17 protein-coding genes and 2 pseudogenes are annotated in these 14,955 nt (G+C 69.8%); 14 read left to right on the top strand and 5 right to left on the bottom strand.

Annotation, left to right across the window (positions count from 1 at the left end; translation table 11 throughout):
* Positions 1 to 30: 30 nt before the first annotated feature.
* Both WMF34_RS11355 and WMF34_RS11350 read right to left on the bottom strand, forming a co-directional pair.
* The gene (locus WMF34_RS11355; RefSeq protein ID WP_044964601.1) at positions 31 to 300 is read right to left on the bottom strand and encodes a hypothetical protein; all 270 of its coding nucleotides are present in this window, start codon (positions 298 to 300) and stop codon (positions 31 to 33) included.
* Positions 236 to 859, bottom strand: a complete 624-nt coding sequence (locus WMF34_RS11350) for a tetratricopeptide repeat protein (RefSeq protein WP_437993303.1) — start codon at positions 857 to 859, stop codon at positions 236 to 238. Before WMF34_RS11350 ends, WMF34_RS11355 begins: the two co-directional genes overlap by 65 nt.
* 583 nt (positions 860 to 1,442) lie before the next feature.
* Here WMF34_RS11350 and WMF34_RS11345 point away from each other — a divergent pair.
* A complete protein-coding gene (locus WMF34_RS11345; protein WP_437993302.1) occupies positions 1,443 to 2,456 on the top strand; it encodes a hypothetical protein in 1,014 nt (337 codons plus the stop codon).
* Positions 2,457 to 2,880: 424 nt separating this feature from the next.
* A complete protein-coding gene (locus tag WMF34_RS11340) occupies positions 2,881 to 3,294 on the top strand; it encodes an Imm10 family immunity protein (protein ID WP_437993301.1) in 414 nt (137 codons plus the stop codon).
* Between the two features lie 64 nt (positions 3,295 to 3,358).
* Here the strand turns inward: WMF34_RS11340 and WMF34_RS11335 are convergent, their stop codons facing one another.
* Positions 3,359 to 3,517 carry a hypothetical protein gene (locus WMF34_RS11335; RefSeq protein WP_162143945.1) on the bottom strand — a complete coding sequence of 53 codons (159 nt, stop codon included), beginning with the start codon at positions 3,515 to 3,517 and terminating at the stop codon, positions 3,359 to 3,361.
* Positions 3,518 to 3,559: 42 nt separating this feature from the next.
* On the opposite strand from WMF34_RS11335, the gene WMF34_RS11330 reads away from it, so the two are divergent.
* Positions 3,560 to 3,958, top strand: coding sequence for a hypothetical protein (locus WMF34_RS11330; RefSeq protein WP_437993300.1), 399 nt, complete (start codon positions 3,560 to 3,562; stop codon positions 3,956 to 3,958).
* 13 nt (positions 3,959 to 3,971) lie between these two features.
* On the opposite strand, the pseudogene WMF34_RS11325 reads toward WMF34_RS11330, so the two are convergent.
* Positions 3,972 to 4,614: pseudogene (locus tag WMF34_RS11325) on the bottom strand (zinc-binding dehydrogenase); the annotation flags it as partial.
* An 87-nt stretch (positions 4,615 to 4,701) separates the two neighbouring features.
* Between WMF34_RS11325 and WMF34_RS11320 the strand changes: the two are divergent.
* The 9 genes from WMF34_RS11320 (at position 4,702) to WMF34_RS11280 (ending at position 13,307) form a co-directional block, all read left to right on the top strand.
* Positions 4,702 to 5,604: a haloalkane dehalogenase gene (locus WMF34_RS11320; RefSeq protein ID WP_437993299.1), complete on the top strand. Its 903-nt coding sequence runs from the start codon at positions 4,702 to 4,704 to the stop codon at positions 5,602 to 5,604.
* Positions 5,601 to 6,440, top strand: coding sequence for an RNA polymerase sigma factor (locus tag WMF34_RS11315; protein WP_012234801.1), 840 nt, complete (start codon positions 5,601 to 5,603; stop codon positions 6,438 to 6,440). Before WMF34_RS11320 ends, WMF34_RS11315 begins: the two co-directional genes overlap by 4 nt.
* Positions 6,441 to 6,548: 108 nt before the next feature.
* Positions 6,549 to 6,914 (top strand): hypothetical protein, encoded by a 366-nt coding sequence (locus WMF34_RS11310; protein ID WP_437993298.1) that lies wholly within the window; start codon positions 6,549 to 6,551, stop codon positions 6,912 to 6,914.
* 130 nt (positions 6,915 to 7,044) lie between these two features.
* Positions 7,045 to 7,800, top strand: a complete 756-nt coding sequence (locus WMF34_RS11305; RefSeq protein WP_437993297.1) for a hypothetical protein — start codon at positions 7,045 to 7,047, stop codon at positions 7,798 to 7,800.
* 4 nt (positions 7,801 to 7,804) lie between these two features.
* Positions 7,805 to 9,388 carry an aldehyde dehydrogenase family protein gene (locus WMF34_RS11300; protein ID WP_437993296.1) on the top strand — a complete coding sequence of 528 codons (1,584 nt, stop codon included), beginning with the start codon at positions 7,805 to 7,807 and terminating at the stop codon, positions 9,386 to 9,388.
* A complete protein-coding gene (locus WMF34_RS11295) occupies positions 9,385 to 10,242 on the top strand; it encodes a class I SAM-dependent methyltransferase (RefSeq protein ID WP_012234797.1) in 858 nt (285 codons plus the stop codon). The genes WMF34_RS11300 and WMF34_RS11295 overlap by 4 nt, the downstream gene beginning before the upstream one ends.
* A 34-nt stretch (positions 10,243 to 10,276) precedes the next feature.
* Complete coding sequence (locus tag WMF34_RS11290; RefSeq protein ID WP_437993295.1) at positions 10,277 to 10,507, top strand: response regulator; 231 nt, start codon at positions 10,277 to 10,279, stop codon at positions 10,505 to 10,507.
* 805 nt (positions 10,508 to 11,312) lie between these two features.
* Positions 11,313 to 12,869 (top strand): RICIN domain-containing protein, encoded by a 1,557-nt coding sequence (locus tag WMF34_RS11285; protein ID WP_044964586.1) that lies wholly within the window; start codon positions 11,313 to 11,315, stop codon positions 12,867 to 12,869.
* Between the two features lie 288 nt (positions 12,870 to 13,157).
* Positions 13,158 to 13,307, top strand: a complete 150-nt coding sequence (locus tag WMF34_RS11280; RefSeq protein WP_173427414.1) for a hypothetical protein — start codon at positions 13,158 to 13,160, stop codon at positions 13,305 to 13,307.
* Positions 13,308 to 13,432: 125 nt separating this feature from the next.
* Here WMF34_RS11280 and WMF34_RS11275 read toward each other — a convergent pair.
* Positions 13,433 to 13,650: pseudogene (locus WMF34_RS11275) on the bottom strand (transposase); the annotation flags it as partial.
* Between the two features lie 260 nt (positions 13,651 to 13,910).
* On the opposite strand from WMF34_RS11275, the gene WMF34_RS11270 reads away from it, so the two are divergent.
* On the top strand, positions 13,911 to 14,357 hold the full coding sequence (locus WMF34_RS11270) for a YciI family protein (protein WP_012234792.1): 447 nt from the start codon (positions 13,911 to 13,913) through the stop codon (positions 14,355 to 14,357).
* A 403-nt stretch (positions 14,358 to 14,760) separates the two neighbouring features.
* Positions 14,761 to 14,937 (top strand): sensor histidine kinase, encoded by a 177-nt coding sequence (locus WMF34_RS11265; protein WP_437993294.1) that lies wholly within the window; start codon positions 14,761 to 14,763, stop codon positions 14,935 to 14,937.
* The last annotated feature ends 18 nt before the right edge of the window (positions 14,938 to 14,955 follow it).

Here is a 14,955-nt window from a genome sequence, read left to right as displayed (position 1 = left end):
CGGCCGCGACCCGATTGCCCTTTCATCCCCTCATCTCGGCCCCGCCGGCCTCCCAGCGCCGGCGGCGGGCACGTCGAGCGGCACGGTCGTCGTGCAGGTCCCCGCCGCGACCTCCACCATGCGCCCGGCGAGCTTCACCCTGGCCGCGTCCCGGCCCCCCGCGCGGCTCAGCCGCGCGAGCTCCCGGCTCGTCTTCGCGTCATAGAGGAGATCCTCGGTCTCGAGCCGCCCGGGGTCACACGCGCCGGCCGCCGCTTCGTCCGCGCTCTTCCAGGCGCGGAGCTCCGCCTCGACCGTCACGTGCACCACGTCGGGCCGGGCCCGCCTTGGTCCTGGCCGCGGCCGTGGGCGACAGGAGGAACGACCGGGCAAAGGCGGCGCGGACCAGCTCGGCCTGGCCGCGCAACTCGTCGAGCAGGCCGAGGTTGTACCAGATCTGGGCGGCGAGCTTGTCGTCGGGCCCGAGCTGCTCGGCGCGCTGCAGGTCGGCGGCGGCCGCGTCGAGGTCCGCGCCGAGGCGCATCCGGGCGTGGCCGCGCTCGGCGAGGGCGCGCGGCTCGTGCGGCATCGCGGCGAGCGCGCGGTCGAAGGCGGTGATCGCCTCGGCGTACCGGCCCTGGCGCGCGGCGGCGCGGCCCTGGCCGAGGGCGCCGAGGTACGCCTCGCGATCCACCGGCGCCGCCTCGACGCGAGATGACCCGGGCAGCGCGGCGGCCGAGCCGCTGGGCGCGGGGGCGAGCTCCGCGGCGCCGTCCGAGGCGAGCGGGGCGACGGCCGCGTCGCTCGACGCAGCGGCCGGAGCCGCGGCGCCGGCGCCGGCAAGCGCCGAGGCGAGCGCCTCGGGCGCCGGCTGGAGCACGGCCGAGGGATCCGGCGCGCGGTCGCGGCACCCGGACGCGGCGAGAACCAGAACGAGCGGCAGGGAACGACACACACCCATCGTGTCACCCAGGATAAACCGTGATGGGCCCGTCGAGGACGCGCCGGGCCAGGCGCCGACCCCGATCGGTGATGCCGCGGGCCCTTCACCGCGGGCGACGCGACGGAGGGCGCCCCGCTGGGCCACACCGGAGCCGCCCCCGGCGGAGCTCCGCTAGGACACCGAGCACGTTGATCGAGCGAGAATGAGCCGCCAAGGCGCCAAGGACGCCAAGAACAACACACACAATCTTGGCGTCCTCGGTGCGCGTGGCGGTTCAAATTCCTGCTCTTTGCTGGGGTTTCAGCCCGTTTGTCGCGCTAGAGCACGCCGCCGGGCGGATGCTCCGTTACCCCCGCCCCCTTGCCGCCTCGGCCGCCGCAGCCGCCGGCCCGGTCCGCCTCCCATCCGGCGTCGCTGGCCGCCTGCGTCCGCCATGGCGCCGCCACCCCCTGAGCTGGAGCTCCGCTCGCATATCCCCGGCGTTTCGTGCCGGCATGGGGCGTGCTCGAGGCCGAGCGTCATGCCGACGCTCGAGCACAACGCCCTCGTCGAGATGTTCCGCGAGCACCCGGAGCTCGCGCCCCGCTTGCTCGCGATGCTCCTCCACGTCGAGGTGCCGCCGCACGCCGCGGTCGCGGTTGTCGAGTCGTCGCTCGACCAGCTCATCCCGGTGGAGTTCCGCGCCGATCTGGTGCTGGAGCTTCGAGACGAGAGCGACGCGCTGGTGATGGCGATCGTCATCGAGGTACAGCGCGACGTGGACCCGGGCAAGAAGTACTCGTGGCCGGCGTACGTCGCGGTCGTGCGCGCCAGGAAGCGCTGCGGCACGATCGTCCTCGTGGTCGCGCCGGACGCCGGCGTGGCCGCGTGGGCGGCGGAGAACATCGACCTCGGCCTGGGCCGCGGCCACGTCGCGCCGCTGGTGCTCGGTCCGGCGGTGGTCCCCGAGATCACCGACCCGGCGGACGCGGAGAAGGAGACGGAGCTCGCGGTGCTGTCGGCGGTGGCGCACGGCAACGGGCCGAGTGGGCTCACCGTGGTGCAGGCGGCGCTGGCTGCCCTCGGCCGGCTCGACCAGGCGCACGCGATGGTCTATTTTCAGCTCATCTGGAACGGGTTGCGTGAGCCGATGAGACAGGCTCTGGAGGCATTGGTCATGGAACGGCAGATCGAAGGCGAGGCGACCTTTCCCCCGTTCGTGCAGAAGCTCGTCGATCGCGGCAAGCTCGAGGGCATGCGTGAAGGCAAGCTCGAGGGCATGCGTGAAGGCAAGCTCGAGGGCATGCGCGAGGGCGAGCTCAAGGGCATGCGTGAGGGCGAGCTCAAGGGCATGCGTGAGGGCGAGCTCAAGGGCATGCGTGAGGGCGAGCTCAAGGGCAAGAGGGACACGCTGCTGCGGCTGCTTGCGCGTGCAGGGATCGTGCTCACCGAGGACGAGAGAGCGCGCATCCAGGCATGTACAAACGTCGCGACCCTCGACCGCTGGATCGAGAACGTCCTCGGGGCGAAGACGGCTACCGAAGTGCTCTCCTGAGGATGGACGGATTCGGCCCGACAAGGCGATGCGTCGGAGAGGCGGCGACTGCCGCGGCTGTTCGATGGATCTACCCTGTGGCGCTGGACAGCGCTTGGGCCTTGCGGCGCGGAGCCGAACCGTGAGATTTTCGATCGGAGGAGATCACGGACGGCGACCATCTGGATAGACCTGGCCCGGCGGCTTCGGTCGGCCAATCGACGGATGGTCAGAGCCCCAAAATGGTCCACTTCGCAGAACAGATGCCGCCCTTGTGCGTGTCGTACAGCCCGCTGCTCTGCCAGCCTTCGACTCGAGATGACTTCGAGCTAGCCACGTGCCCGCGCTGCAAGGTTCGGCACGTTAGCTTCCTGCCGGGGTGGGTACCCTCTTCAGACCGGGAGCTCGCGTCCTGTTACGCGACGACCACGGAGGCCAGACCCAGATGACCGCGCTCCACGCACGAGCCGGTGAAGCGCTCGCCGTCCCGGAGATGGACGCCTACGTCGTCGTGCTCGCGTCGTCGACCGACGGCGAGGGTGAGCGGATCGAGGTCCAGCGTCGGCTCGACCCGTTCGATGATCAGGACCGAGAGCTGGGGCAGGACACGTACTCCATTTCGACTCACACGGACGCCACGACCTACGCTGGGATCGAGGCGTGCCGGCTTCGAGGGAGCACTCTCGATCTGACGCTCTCCGCCGCCGCCGCCAAGGAGCTCGGTGTCGACCAGGAGGTCAACGTCACCCTCGACCTGGCCGACCAGGCGATCGCCCGGCTCTGGGACGGACTGCTGAAGATCTTCGAGCACGATCGGAACCAGCCGAAGATCCTCCGGCGTGAAGAGGGGGCCGGCTAACGAGGATCGAGGACCCCCTGGGCATCTTGCGTCGACATACCTCGCTCTGGAGGAGCTTTGCCGGTCAGCAAGAGGCGCCTGACCGGCACTTGCAGCCGACGGCGCTGCCGCGCCCCAGCGCCTGCTGCACCGTGTCGTCGACGTCCTGGTTGAGCTCCTGCCCCTTGTTGTTGGTGAAGTCCGCCTTGGTCTGCTCCCAGTCGCGGCGCAGCGCTTCCTTCACGCGCTCCCAGCCGAACGCCCTCTGCTTGCTACGAAGCTGGTCATGAACGGCGAGCGCGAGCAAGAGGAAACGGGGAGTTCGGCCTCTGGCCCGCCCGCGCGACGTCCAGAGAGGGTAGAGGCGAGCGACATCGAACGAGAGATCAGGGCACCGAGGCTGATCAACATCATCGACTGGACCGTCGAGCTCGTGGTCTTTCTCTCCATTCTGTGGGGCATCGTTTGGGTGCTCCTGCGAACTTGCAGCGTTGTTGACCAGAATACCGATCACGTTGATTTTTGGGGAATTCCGAGCGATCCGATGGAAGGATCGACAGATTCGGAGGGCCATGATCTCGTCCGCGCCGGGAGGTGCATGGAAGGAACGATCGTCGTCGCCAGGCGGTCAAGTGGCCGAGGCCCGTCTGTCCTGGTCAGGCGTTGGCGCCGTTGGTTGGTGTGATCCCATCGACCTAGGCGGCGATGGTCGTGATGCGCGTGTCAGGGACGCCGAGCGCCCTTGCGGCGTGCGCTGTCTCCGTTCCATGAACGGTCGATCGCAGCGGTGATACCGCGGGGAGCGAGGGCACGGACCCGGTCCGCCAGGCCGTCGCCGTAGGCGACCGGCTCGGCTCCGAGAGCGCGCAGGAAATCGGCCGATGTCGCCGATCCCGTCCCGATCACGCGCGCCCCTGCGATCCGGGCAATCTGGACGACGAATACCCCGACTCCGCCTGCCGCGCCGCCGATCAGCACGGTGTCGTCCAGCCCAAGTTCGACCACGGCCAGGGCGGCGGATGCCGTGCGTCCGGCGATCGTGAGGGTGGCGGCGGTGCGGTCGTCGACGCCGTCGGGGGTGTGATGGGCCTCGTTCGCCGCGATGCCCCCGGTCGGGTCGACCACCACGAAGTCGGCGACCGCGCGGGACAGGGCGCCGCCGAACACCCGGTCGCCAGGTGCGAAGCCGGTCACCCCGTCACCGACCTGGGCGGCGACTCCCGCGTAGTCGGTCCCGAACCCGGCCGGCGGGCTCAAGCCGAACCGGACGGCGGTGTCCGCATCAGCGGTCTGCTTTCCTGCCGCTTGGCAGGATCCGCCCTTCGCTGCGAGGAGGACGATTTCCGGTCACACGGACAGGGTTCCCCGTCTCGAACCGGAGAGACACGCTGGACGCCGCGCGCGTACGGCCAGGAAGGACGGGAACCTATGGGTACGAGCTCGAAGAAGAGCGTTTGCATCGAGGGCCACGAGATGGCCTATGTCGACCAGGGGATGGGCGAGCCGGTGGTGTTCCTCCACGGGAACCCGACGTCGTCGTACCTGTGGCGGAACATCCTTGGGCCGACCTCGGCGCGGCGTCGCTGCCTCGCGCCGGACCTCATCGGCATGGGCGACTCGGACAAGCTGCCGGAGACGGGCAGGCAAGCCTACGGGTACGCCACGCATGCGAGGTTCCTCGACGCCTGGTTCGACGCGGTCGTGCCTGCGGAGCCCGTCGTGCTCGCCGTGCACGACTGGGGGTCGGCGCTCGGCTTCGACTGGGCTCGGCGGCATCCGGACCGCGTGCGCGGCGTCGCATACATGGAGGCGATCGTCGGATCGATGCCGCTCGGGAAGTGGCCCGCGGCCGCGAGGGAGTTCTTCGAGGCGATCCGCTCGGATGCGGGCGAGGAGCTCGTCCTCGAGCAGAATGTCTTTCTGGAGCGGACCATCTCCGAGGGCAGCATGCTGCGTCCGCTCTCGGACGAAGAGCGCGCCGAGTACCGGCGCCCGTTCCTCGTGCCGGGCGAGGGGCGGCGGCCGACGCTCTCGTGGCCGCGACTGCTGCCCTTCGACGGAGAGCCGAAGGCGATCTGCGCGCTCGCCGACGCCTACGTCGCGTGGCTCACGGCATCGAGCGTGCCCAAGCTGTTCGTGAACGCGGAGCCGGGCCGCATCCTCACGGGGGAGCTCCGCGAAATCTGTCGCAGGTTCCCGAACCAGCGGGAGGTCACGGTGCGCGGCCTGCACTATCCTCAGGAGGACTCGCCGATGGAGATCGCCGACGCGCTCGCAGGCTGGCTCGATACCCTCGCTCCGCCGACGCGCGCGCAACCGGTGGCGTCATGAGCGAGGCGGCTCTCGACGCGCTGGCGATCCGCGCCCGCGCGGGCGACCGAGAGGCGCTCGAAGCGCTCGTGCGAGGCCTGCAGGATACGCTGTTCCGCCTCGCGCGCAGGTTCCTCGGCCACCCCGAGGACGCGCGCGACGCGACGCAGGAAATCCTCATTCTCATCGTGACAAAGCTCTCCACGTTCCGGGGCGAGAGCTCGATCTCGACGTGGGCGTACCGCGTCGCGTGCCGACACCTCCTCCGCGCACGCGCGACGTACCGCCGCCTGACCTTCGAGCAGCTCGTCGACGAGGATCTCGCCAAGGCGCCGAACGCCATCGGCGCGGAGGCGCTCGAGAGCGCCGAGGCGCGTCTGCTCGAGGAAGAGGTATTCCTCGGTTGCACCCAGGCGATGCTCCAGGCGCTCGACAGGCCGCTGCGCATCGCCTTCGTGCTCGGCGGCATCTGCGAGCTCGAGTCGGCCGACGCGGCCTACGCGCTCGGCATCACCGAAGCTGCCTTCCGCAAACGACTCTCCCGTGCGCGCGCGGCGCTCGACGCGTTCGTGTCGAAGCACTGCGGCGTCGCGAATCCGGCGAATCCGTGTCGCTGTGCGTTCCAGGTGAACCACAACGTCGCGCTCGGGCGTCTGAACCCGCGCGGCCTGCGTCACGCGAAGCCCACGGAGCGGACCTCTCTCGAGGCGCTGCAGGCCCTCGGCGAGATCCGCGCCGCGCGCCGCTCGCTTGAGCTCTACCGCGCGCAGCCCGCATTCACCTCCCCTGAGGACCTCGCCGCGCGGGTGAGGTCCATGATCGCGATCGGTCGCGGGAGCAGGATCTTCGATGCGTGAAGACGGCTGACGTGGGCTGATGTGACTGACGTGGGCAGCGCGGGCAAGAGCATTTGATGTCGCTCACAGGCCGTGCAATCTTCGGCAGTGTCGCGCAGGCCTTGCCCCGTGAGCTCTCGTCCGGGGATCGACCCGCTCGTCAAGCCGGGAGGTGAGCGCGCGCTGCGCGTCGGCGTGAAGGCGTCGCGGAGCGTCCTCGGAGCCGCAGGGGCCGTTGGGCTCGACGCTGGCGCGCTCGCCCGAGTGCACGGGCTCGCGCAGGAGGAGCTGCGCAACCCGGACGTCCAACTCTCCTATGGCCCCGCGCTCTCGCGGGGCGCGCCGCAAGCGTCCCGGGAGCGGATGGTCGCGCACGAGATGGACCGGGTGCTGCTGGAGCGGGCGGCGGCGCTTGTTCAGCCCGGCGCCATGACGGCGTGCGAGCGGCGCGCGGTGTCCAAAGCGCTGCGCATGGAGCGCCAGCGCTCGCGGTGAAGCTATGTCGACGACGGCCGGCGCATGTCCTCCGGCAAGTTGGCTTGCGGCAGGGTGGTTGGTCGAGTACCTTGCGGGCAGCTCAACTCCGATGCTCTCTTCGACGAAGAGGGAAAGCGACGATCCGGAAATGGGAGCTGCCGAAGAGACCGTCTCGATCCGTGAGCCGATGTCGTTCGCGTTCGAGAGCGAGGCCGAAGCGGACGCCACGTGTCTCCTGATCACATGGTTTGCGATCGTCGAATCGGCAGCGCTCGGCGTCCTCCCCGTCCTCCCGGCGCTCGACCTGGCGCGGGAGCGCGACGATCTCGGCTATCTCGAGTCGTTCTTCGAGCACGGTATCCGGCACCTCAAGGACGAGCAAATGCACGCCAACCTCTGGTGCAAGGCGCTCCTCGATTTCAGCCGCGCCTACCCCGACGTGGTCAAGCGCGCGCGCCTGCCGGGCTGGCTGATGAAGATGATGCTCCGCAAGGTCGCCGTCCCGCACGGCGTGCTCGAGTTCGCCGTCGATTGCCTCGCCTTCGAGGTGGTGATGAGCGCCTTCTACAAGGTCGCCGCGCCGCGCCTGTCGTACCCGCCGCTCGAGCCGGTGTTCCGGCGCCTCGCCAGCGACGAGGAGGCGCACACCGCGTACGACCTCGCCTACCTCGAGGGCTTCTTCGCCCAGTCGAGCCGGTCCGCGCACCTGCGCGCGACCGCGCGCTACTGGTGGCACACGGCGGGCGTGCTCGCCACGGTCGTGCCGCTGCTCCGGGCGCTCGATCGCCACAAGCCGCTGCCCCGCGGCTCCTTCCGGAAGGCGCTCGCCGCGCACATCCAGAAGTCGAGGATGCCGGGCTGCCGTCGCCTGATGCCCGCGCTTCTCTGCGGGCAAGCTGCGTAGTCCCATGGGCGAGATCATCCACGATGGGTGGATTCACGGCGCCTCACCGCTGGACGGCGCCCCGCTGTGTCCCGTGCGGGTGACGACGGCCGACGGGATCCGGGACGTGGTCCGCCGCGCCCGGCAGGCGCAGGCGGCGTGGGCAGCGCGGCCGATCGCGGAGCGGGCGCGCCTCCTCGCCGAGGCAGGGCGCTGCTTGATGGGGAAGGCCGACGGGATCGCGGCGGAGCTCCATCGCGAGCTGGGCAAGCCGATGGCCGACGCGTACGGGGTCGATCTCGGCTCGACCCCCGAGGTCTTTCGCTACTACACGACGCGCGCCGAGGACTTCCTCCCGGCCGAGGACGTCGCGTTCAACCCGGTGATGTTCCCGCGGAAGAAGGCGCGGGTCGAGCGCCTACCGCACGGGGTGGTCGGCCTCATCATGCCGTGGAACTACCCGGTCTCCATCCCGGTGCACAACCTCGTCCCGGCGCTCCTCGCGGGCAACGCCGTTGTGCTCAAGCCGTCCGAGCACGCCGCCCGGACCAGCGCGGCGCTCGTCGGCGCCCTGTCGGACGCGCTGCCCGAGGCGCTGCTCGGCCTCGTGCAGGGCGGCGCCGAGGCCGGCGCGGCGCTCGTCGAGGAGGTCGACCAGATCGTCTTCGTCGGCGGCGTCGTGGGCGGGCGGGCGGTGGCGCGCGCCGCGGCGGAGCGCCTGATCCCGGCGCAGATCGAGCTCGGCGGCAAGGACGCGGCCGTCGTGCTCCGCGACGCGGATCTCGATCGGGCAGCGCACGGGATCGCCTGGGCCGGCTTCGTCAACGCCGGGCAGAGCTGCGCGGGGGTCGAGCGCGTCTACGTCGAATCCGAGGTCTTCAACGCGTTCGTCGGGCGCCTCGTCGCCGTCGCCGAGCGGCTCCGCGTGGGCGACGACGGCACCGCGCCGGGCACGGTCGAGATCGGGCCGATGGCCACGCCGACGCAGCTCTCGCGCGTCGAGGCGCACGTCAGCCAGGCGATCGCGGCCGGGGCGCAGGTGCGCTGCGGCGGTGCGCGGCGTGGCAACTGCTACCTTCCGACGGTGCTCACCGGCGTCGACCCGTCGCTCGACCTGCTGCGCGAGGAGACCTTCGGGCCCGTGATCCCCGTCGTCGCCGTTCCGGACGCGGACGCGGCGATCCGCGCGGCCAACGAGAGCGCCTACGGCCTCACGGGGAGCGTGTGGACGCGCGACGTCGCGCGGGGCGCGGCGCTCGCGCGAGCGCTCCGGGTCGGGGTGGCGACGGTCAACAACCACATGTTCACGGCCGCGGCGCCGCAAGCCGTGTGGACCGGGCGCGGGATCTCGGGCTACGGCGTGCAGAACGGCCCGGCGGTCGTGCAGGCGATGACGAGGCCGCGGCTGCTCGCGGTCGACGAGAACACCGCGCCGCGCGAGCTCTGGTGGTTCCCCTACGACCGCGCGTTCTTCGATCTGGCGCGCGGGATGGTGCGCTCGCTGGGCAGAGGACCGAAGCTCGAGCGGCTCTCGTCGGCGGGCCAGATGGTCCGCGGCGCGGCCAGGCGGTGGCTCGCGGCGTCGCGCTCCGGGGAGGAGCGCTCTTGAGCGGAGCGCGAGAGAACGCGGCGCTCGCCTGGAGCGCCTATTTCACCGCCGCGGTGTGGGCGTCGCTGGGCGTCCCGGGCGCAGCGCGCTTCGACACCCTGAGGGGGCGCGTCCTCCACCAGGCCGCGCGCTGGGGCGGGAGCATGCTCGGCCTGCGCGGCGACCACAGCGTCACGAGCCTCCTGCTCGCCGCGCGGCACCTCGGCCTCGGCGCGCTGCTCGATGAGATCGCCCCCGAGCAGGTGATCGAGCTCGCCGCGGGGCTGTCGCCGCGCGGGGCGGAGTGGGCAAGGGCTCGTCCGGTCGTGTACATCGAGGTCGACCAGGCCGCCGTGATCGACGCGAAGCGGCGTCTGCTCGAGCCCGCGCAGCCGCGCGGCGAGCTCGTCCTCGTCGCGGCGGACCTGCGCGAGGCCGACCTCGGCGAGGCGCTCGGCGCGGCGCTGCGCGACCGCCGCACGGCGGTCGTCTCCGAGGGGCTGACCGGCTACCTCGACGAGCCCGCGCTGCGCGGGCTGCTGCGGCAGGTGCGCCGCGTGGCGAGCCGCCTGAGCTCGTGCGTGGTGCTCATGGACTTCTACCTGCGCGACGGCGCCGCGGCCACGCCGGCGCGCGACGCCGGGGTGCCTGGGGAGGCATGGCTGCGCAAGCGCGCGCTCCGCTCGATGCTGTGCCGGGGACTCGACGACCTCGAGCACCTGCGCACGCTCGTATCGTCGGAGGGCTTCGAGCTCCGCGCCGCGCACACGGCGCGCGACCTTGCGGTCCGGGCTGGCATCGCGCCGCCGCCGCTCGAACTGTTCGTCATCGCGGAGCTCGCGCCCGCGCGGAGCGGCGGCGACGCCGTACGGTAGCAGCGGTGATCGGCGGAGATGCCGGCGGTGAAGGGTGAACACCGACCATCACGTGACCGGCTTCTTCACCGGCCCGACGCGGGACGCGATGAGCACCGACATCGAAGAACGCAAGGCGCGCGTCAGGCTCGCAGGATCAGGGGAAGAGGCGCTGAGACTGCTCGAGCTGGAGAGGCCGGACGTGCTCGTGAGCGATATCGGGATGCGCGGGATGGATGGCTACGAGCTCATCCGCGCCCGTGACTTGTCACGGTGCAACCCGTGACTTGTCACGGTGCAACCCGTGACTTGTCACGGTGCAACCCGTGACAGGTAGCGGCGCATCGGTCCGCATTTCCAGCTCGGCCGTGCCTTTTCCACACGGAGCGTGATGGCCGGACGACCCAGGTCATTGCTGAATCTGGCACGAGGCGTGCGAGGACCTCCGGGCAGCGGCCGAGGAGGACCGTCGTTCACGACAGCCGCGAGGCATCGGGCCTCCGGACGACGAGCGCCCCGGCAGACCTGGCAGCCAGCGCGCAGGCGACACGGCTGCCACGAGCCCGAGCCGCGCCGATCGTTTGGCTCACGGGCATCGGCGACAGAACCCGTGTGTCGATCTGCGTGCCACGAGCACCGGAGCGGAGCCCAAACACATTGACCGAAGCGATACACCAATGAAGAATATCAAGGCTTCGAATGGTTTCAGCGAAATGGTAGACCTTGGGATTGCATGAAGTCGCACGGGCGCGGTCAGCGCGCTGCTCGGTCTGGCCACCGTGGCGTGTAGCGCCGCGGATCCGAGCGACGGCTTTTCCGACGAAGCGCTGGGGACTGACGCGCAAGAAATCCGCTTCGGCACGGAAGGCGGCCGAGTCGGCGTCGTGGAGATTGGTACTGTACGCGCCTCCGGAGGCGCCGTTCAGGTCGAGCTGCTTGATCAGCGTAAGAGACTAGGAAGAGTAAACGCCATCGCGCGAACCGAGGCGTGAGCGGCCGCCGTTGGCCGCGCCTCCGCACCATGCGAGGCTTCCGATCCCGCGGACGCCACCAACACCGCATCGATATATGGTAAAATCTTCCAAGGAGTTATGATCATGCTGCATTCTATGACCTTGGCCGGGCGCCGCGGGATCCGCATCGCCCTTTCCGGCTCGTTGCTGGCCGGCGGGCTGCTGACCGGATGCCAAGTCACCGATGAAAACGGCTCCCCCGCCGGACCCGAGGACACCCTCGTTACCGCGGCCGCCATGACGAACACGGACTTCACCGACGGCAGCGGAAGAATCCGCATCCGGGTGAAGACCTGCGATCCCACCGCGGCTGCGACGACCAATTGCGCCTATTGCACCGCCGACGATGGCTGGGTCCGCATCGGGGGCGGCGCGCAGATCCTGGGGGAGAACAACCCCGGCGCCATGCTGCAGGCATCCTTTCCCAGCCCGTTCTCCTTCACGGCAGCCAACTCCTTCGGCTGCACGGGCCCTGCGGGCCATTCGCCCCCGCGCCTTGGGATCGATGACAAATCGACCTGGGTGGTGAGGGCCTCCGGCGCGACCCATCAATTGCAGGCCTATGTCATCCAAATGCAGCTCGTCGATGCCGCCGGTACCGCCTTCACGCCCGCGGTCACCGAAGGCAGGGACAACGTGACAAGCGCCGTCAATCCCCCGTCCAATTATACCGTCGAGACCCCGGAGTCCTGGTTTTCCGACGATGGTTACTTCCTGATCGGCGGAGGCGCGCACGTCCTCAGCACCAACCCGGCCGACAGCATCACCGCCGCCACCGATGCGTACCTGGTGGAATCGCGGCCGGTGGACGGCCCGAACGGAAGGGCCTGGCGCGCCAGCGCCCGGGCCCGAAGCTCTCCGGCCCATGACAATCCGCTCAAGTCGTACGCGATCGGGGTGAAAGCCTGCCCTCCCCAGTGGGACAGCTGCTTCACCTATCCCATGATCAAGGAAATCACCGCGGCGGCGACCACCGGCTACGGCACCGCGACCTACACCATCAGCCCCTCCTGGGTGGGCTCGAGCGTGGGCGGCTATGCCCCCACCACGAGCTCGGGCGCGCGCTTCCTCGCCGATCTCATCCCCTTCGACGGAACCGCGAAGGGGTTCACCGTGCGCAGCAGGGATGACGGCACGGGGGGATCGGGGCAAACCCTCGGCTCCACCTTGGTGTTCGGCCATATCCACGGCCTGTATACATCCAATGCGGTGTTCTTTTTGCGCGGCGGGAATCCCGCCATCCTGAGCCGCCCCGCCGGAACAGATCCCCAATTGCAAGCCGCCTATTCCTCCGCCGATCAACCGGCGACCCGCTGGCACCTCGAAGCCTTCGGCACGGGCATCTTCCGGCTGCGGAACGGGAACCCCGATGGGGGCACGGAATGCGCCTACCGCGACGGTACGACTTCCAACGTGCGGGTCAAGGCCTGCGGGACCGGCAATGAATTCATGTGGACCGTCGTCGGCGACTCCCCCGGCTCGAGCGCGTTCAAACTGCAGAACGTGACCAATGGTCAATGCCTCGACGTCAACGGGAGCGCTACCCCGACCAATGTGGTCCTCAAGCCATGCGTCACCACGGGCGATCCCATCTACCAATTGTTGTACGTAGACGATTACAATTGGCCCAATTGATCCCCTCGGTGGGACGCCGAGCATCGACCTAGATCCAATGCCGGTCAGTTAAGCTCCCGCAACTTCAGATCGGCTGCTGACGTACGCCCCTCGGACGGGCCGCTTATTTTCCGGCGGCCGGTCGTCATCGAGCGGTGTTCCTGGCGGGACGATTCCGCGGAAGCGAACCGTCGCGATCCGTCGCTTTCCCGGGGATTCAGGGAGGGCGTGACGACGGATCGCACCGCCTCGGGAGGCATGGGCCCAACGCGGGCCCAAGGGCCAAGCCCCGGGCCTGGGGAGCTCGCCGTGACCGAGCCGTCGCGTCGGGCTGCGGTGGTCGCCTCGCTCGCCAGCACCCTGAGCCGCGCCGTCGCCCTCGGAGATGAGGTGGCGACGCGGGTCCTTCACGAGGCGATCGGTCGGCTGCTCGGGTTGCCGGTGGCGCCGGAGGGGTGAGCAAGCTTGGACCAAACGCCGCAGCGCACCTCGCCCACGTTGACCGAACGAAAGTGGCGGGAGGACGTAGCGGACGAGCAGACGTTGAGTTTATAATTTCAGGATAGGATAAGCAGGCAGAGCTACTGCCGCTGTACGCCGGCCGACCGCGTGCCCCTCTTCAAAAGCCCGTCTCGTCGAGCGCCGGCACGCCCGTGCGATGGCCGAGATGCTCGACGACGTAGGCGCGCGGGTCATCGAGCACGGCGCCTGCATCCCAGCGCGCACGACCGAGCAGGTGCTGCAGCGCGTACGGCGTCGGGTCGCCGGCCGCCTCGGCGAGCTGCCAGCTGTTTTTGTGCTCTCATCGGTCGGAGGGCGGCGTCGCCGAAAGCAGCGCGCGCACCCGACGGTCGCGCAGCCCGAGCCCTCCCCAGAGGAGGTCCACCGTCCAGCTCCGCCCGCCAGAAGAAAACCTCGTGACTACGAAGTCTTAGGTGTAATCTAAAAAAGATCGCCCCGCGTGTCGATCGCGCGGTCGCCCGTTCGTCGTGACGGTGGAGGCGGGGCCGGGCGGTCGACGCCGCCGGGGCGCTCCTCTTCGAACCGGAAGGAAACTCGACGATGCGATTCATGATCACCGCGACACGGGCGACCGACGACGCCAAGCACGACGCACAGGCAGCGGCGGATGCGCCCCCGGACGAGGCGCTGTTCGCCGCGTACATGAAATACAACGAAGACATGCAGAAGGCCGGCGTGCTGATCGCGTCCGAGGGCCTCAATCCCGCAGGGGCGCGCGCGCGCGTCGGGATTTCGGGGGGGAAGCGCGTCCTGCTCGACGGGCCCTTCGCCGAGTCGAAGGAGCTCGTCGGCGGCTTCTACCTGATCGAGGTGGGCTCGAAGGAAGAGGCGATCGCCTGGGCGCTGCGCTGCCCCGTCGGGCTCGGGAGCGCCGAGGTGCTCACGATCCACCAGATGACGGAGCTCTCGGACATCCCGCCGCGGTTCAGGGAGATCATCGCCGAGGTGGCGCCGACGTGGAGCGTGTCCTTCTCGAGGGCGCAGTAGGCCGACCTCGGTCGGCGGCGGTCCACGTCCCTCGTCGGCACGAGCGCCCCTTGGGGACGTGCCGCGGAACAGGGCGTCGTAGAGCGCGTGGGCGTCGGCTTGGATGTACCCCGAGAAGCCGCGGAACATCTCGCAGGCCGCAGCGCTGGTGTGCTTGGGCTGGTACTCGCAAAAGACGTGATCTTGTCCGCGAGGACGACGAAGAAGTGTCCTTTGCGGCACGGTCCAGGCTTCTTGTCCTTGCGCTCCTGGATAGGCCGAGGCTGGACGGAGACCCCGGTGGCGTCGGTAGAGAGGCAGAAGGCCGTGTCGAAGGCCTCTTTGCGCGCGGCCTCGACGCATGCGCTGGACGTGGCGGCTGGGGAGAGACGGCGCTTCATGCAGCGAGGTGCAAGCCGCCGGGGTGACTGCCGAGCGTGGTGCGGGGAGAGGACGATGGTGGAGGCAGGGCTCCGGCACGGGCCTGGGCCTGAGCATGGTCGAGCGGCTCGTCACGCTGTATGGCGGAATGATCGACGTCCGGATCGAGCTCGATGTCGGGACGACGTTCAGCCTCGTGTTGCCGTTCGCGAGCGCGTAGGAGCGACCTCCCTCCGGC

This window comes from Sorangium sp. So ce145, from assembly GCF_051525985.1.
GTDB classification, from domain to species: domain Bacteria; phylum Myxococcota_A; class Polyangia; order Polyangiales; family Polyangiaceae; genus Sorangium; species Sorangium cellulosum_B.
This window is presented reverse-complemented; position numbering and strand designations above follow the sequence as displayed.

Coding starts and splice junctions, on each gene's coding strand:
- WMF34_RS11345 (WP_437993302.1), top strand. CDS start 1,443: ATGCCGACGCTCGAGCACAACGCCCTCGTCGAGATGTTCCGCGAGCAC.
- WMF34_RS11340 (WP_437993301.1), top strand. CDS start 2,881: ATGACCGCGCTCCACGCACGAGCCGGTGAAGCGCTCGCCGTCCCGGAG.
- WMF34_RS11330 (WP_437993300.1), top strand. CDS start 3,560: ATGAACGGCGAGCGCGAGCAAGAGGAAACGGGGAGTTCGGCCTCTGGC.
- WMF34_RS11320 (WP_437993299.1), top strand. CDS start 4,702: ATGGGTACGAGCTCGAAGAAGAGCGTTTGCATCGAGGGCCACGAGATG.
- WMF34_RS11315 (WP_012234801.1), top strand. CDS start 5,601: ATGAGCGAGGCGGCTCTCGACGCGCTGGCGATCCGCGCCCGCGCGGGC.
- WMF34_RS11305 (WP_437993297.1), top strand. CDS start 7,045: ATGGGAGCTGCCGAAGAGACCGTCTCGATCCGTGAGCCGATGTCGTTC.
- WMF34_RS11300 (WP_437993296.1), top strand. CDS start 7,805: ATGGGCGAGATCATCCACGATGGGTGGATTCACGGCGCCTCACCGCTG.
- WMF34_RS11285 (WP_044964586.1), top strand. CDS start 11,313: ATGATCATGCTGCATTCTATGACCTTGGCCGGGCGCCGCGGGATCCGC.
- WMF34_RS11270 (WP_012234792.1), top strand. CDS start 13,911: ATGCGATTCATGATCACCGCGACACGGGCGACCGACGACGCCAAGCAC.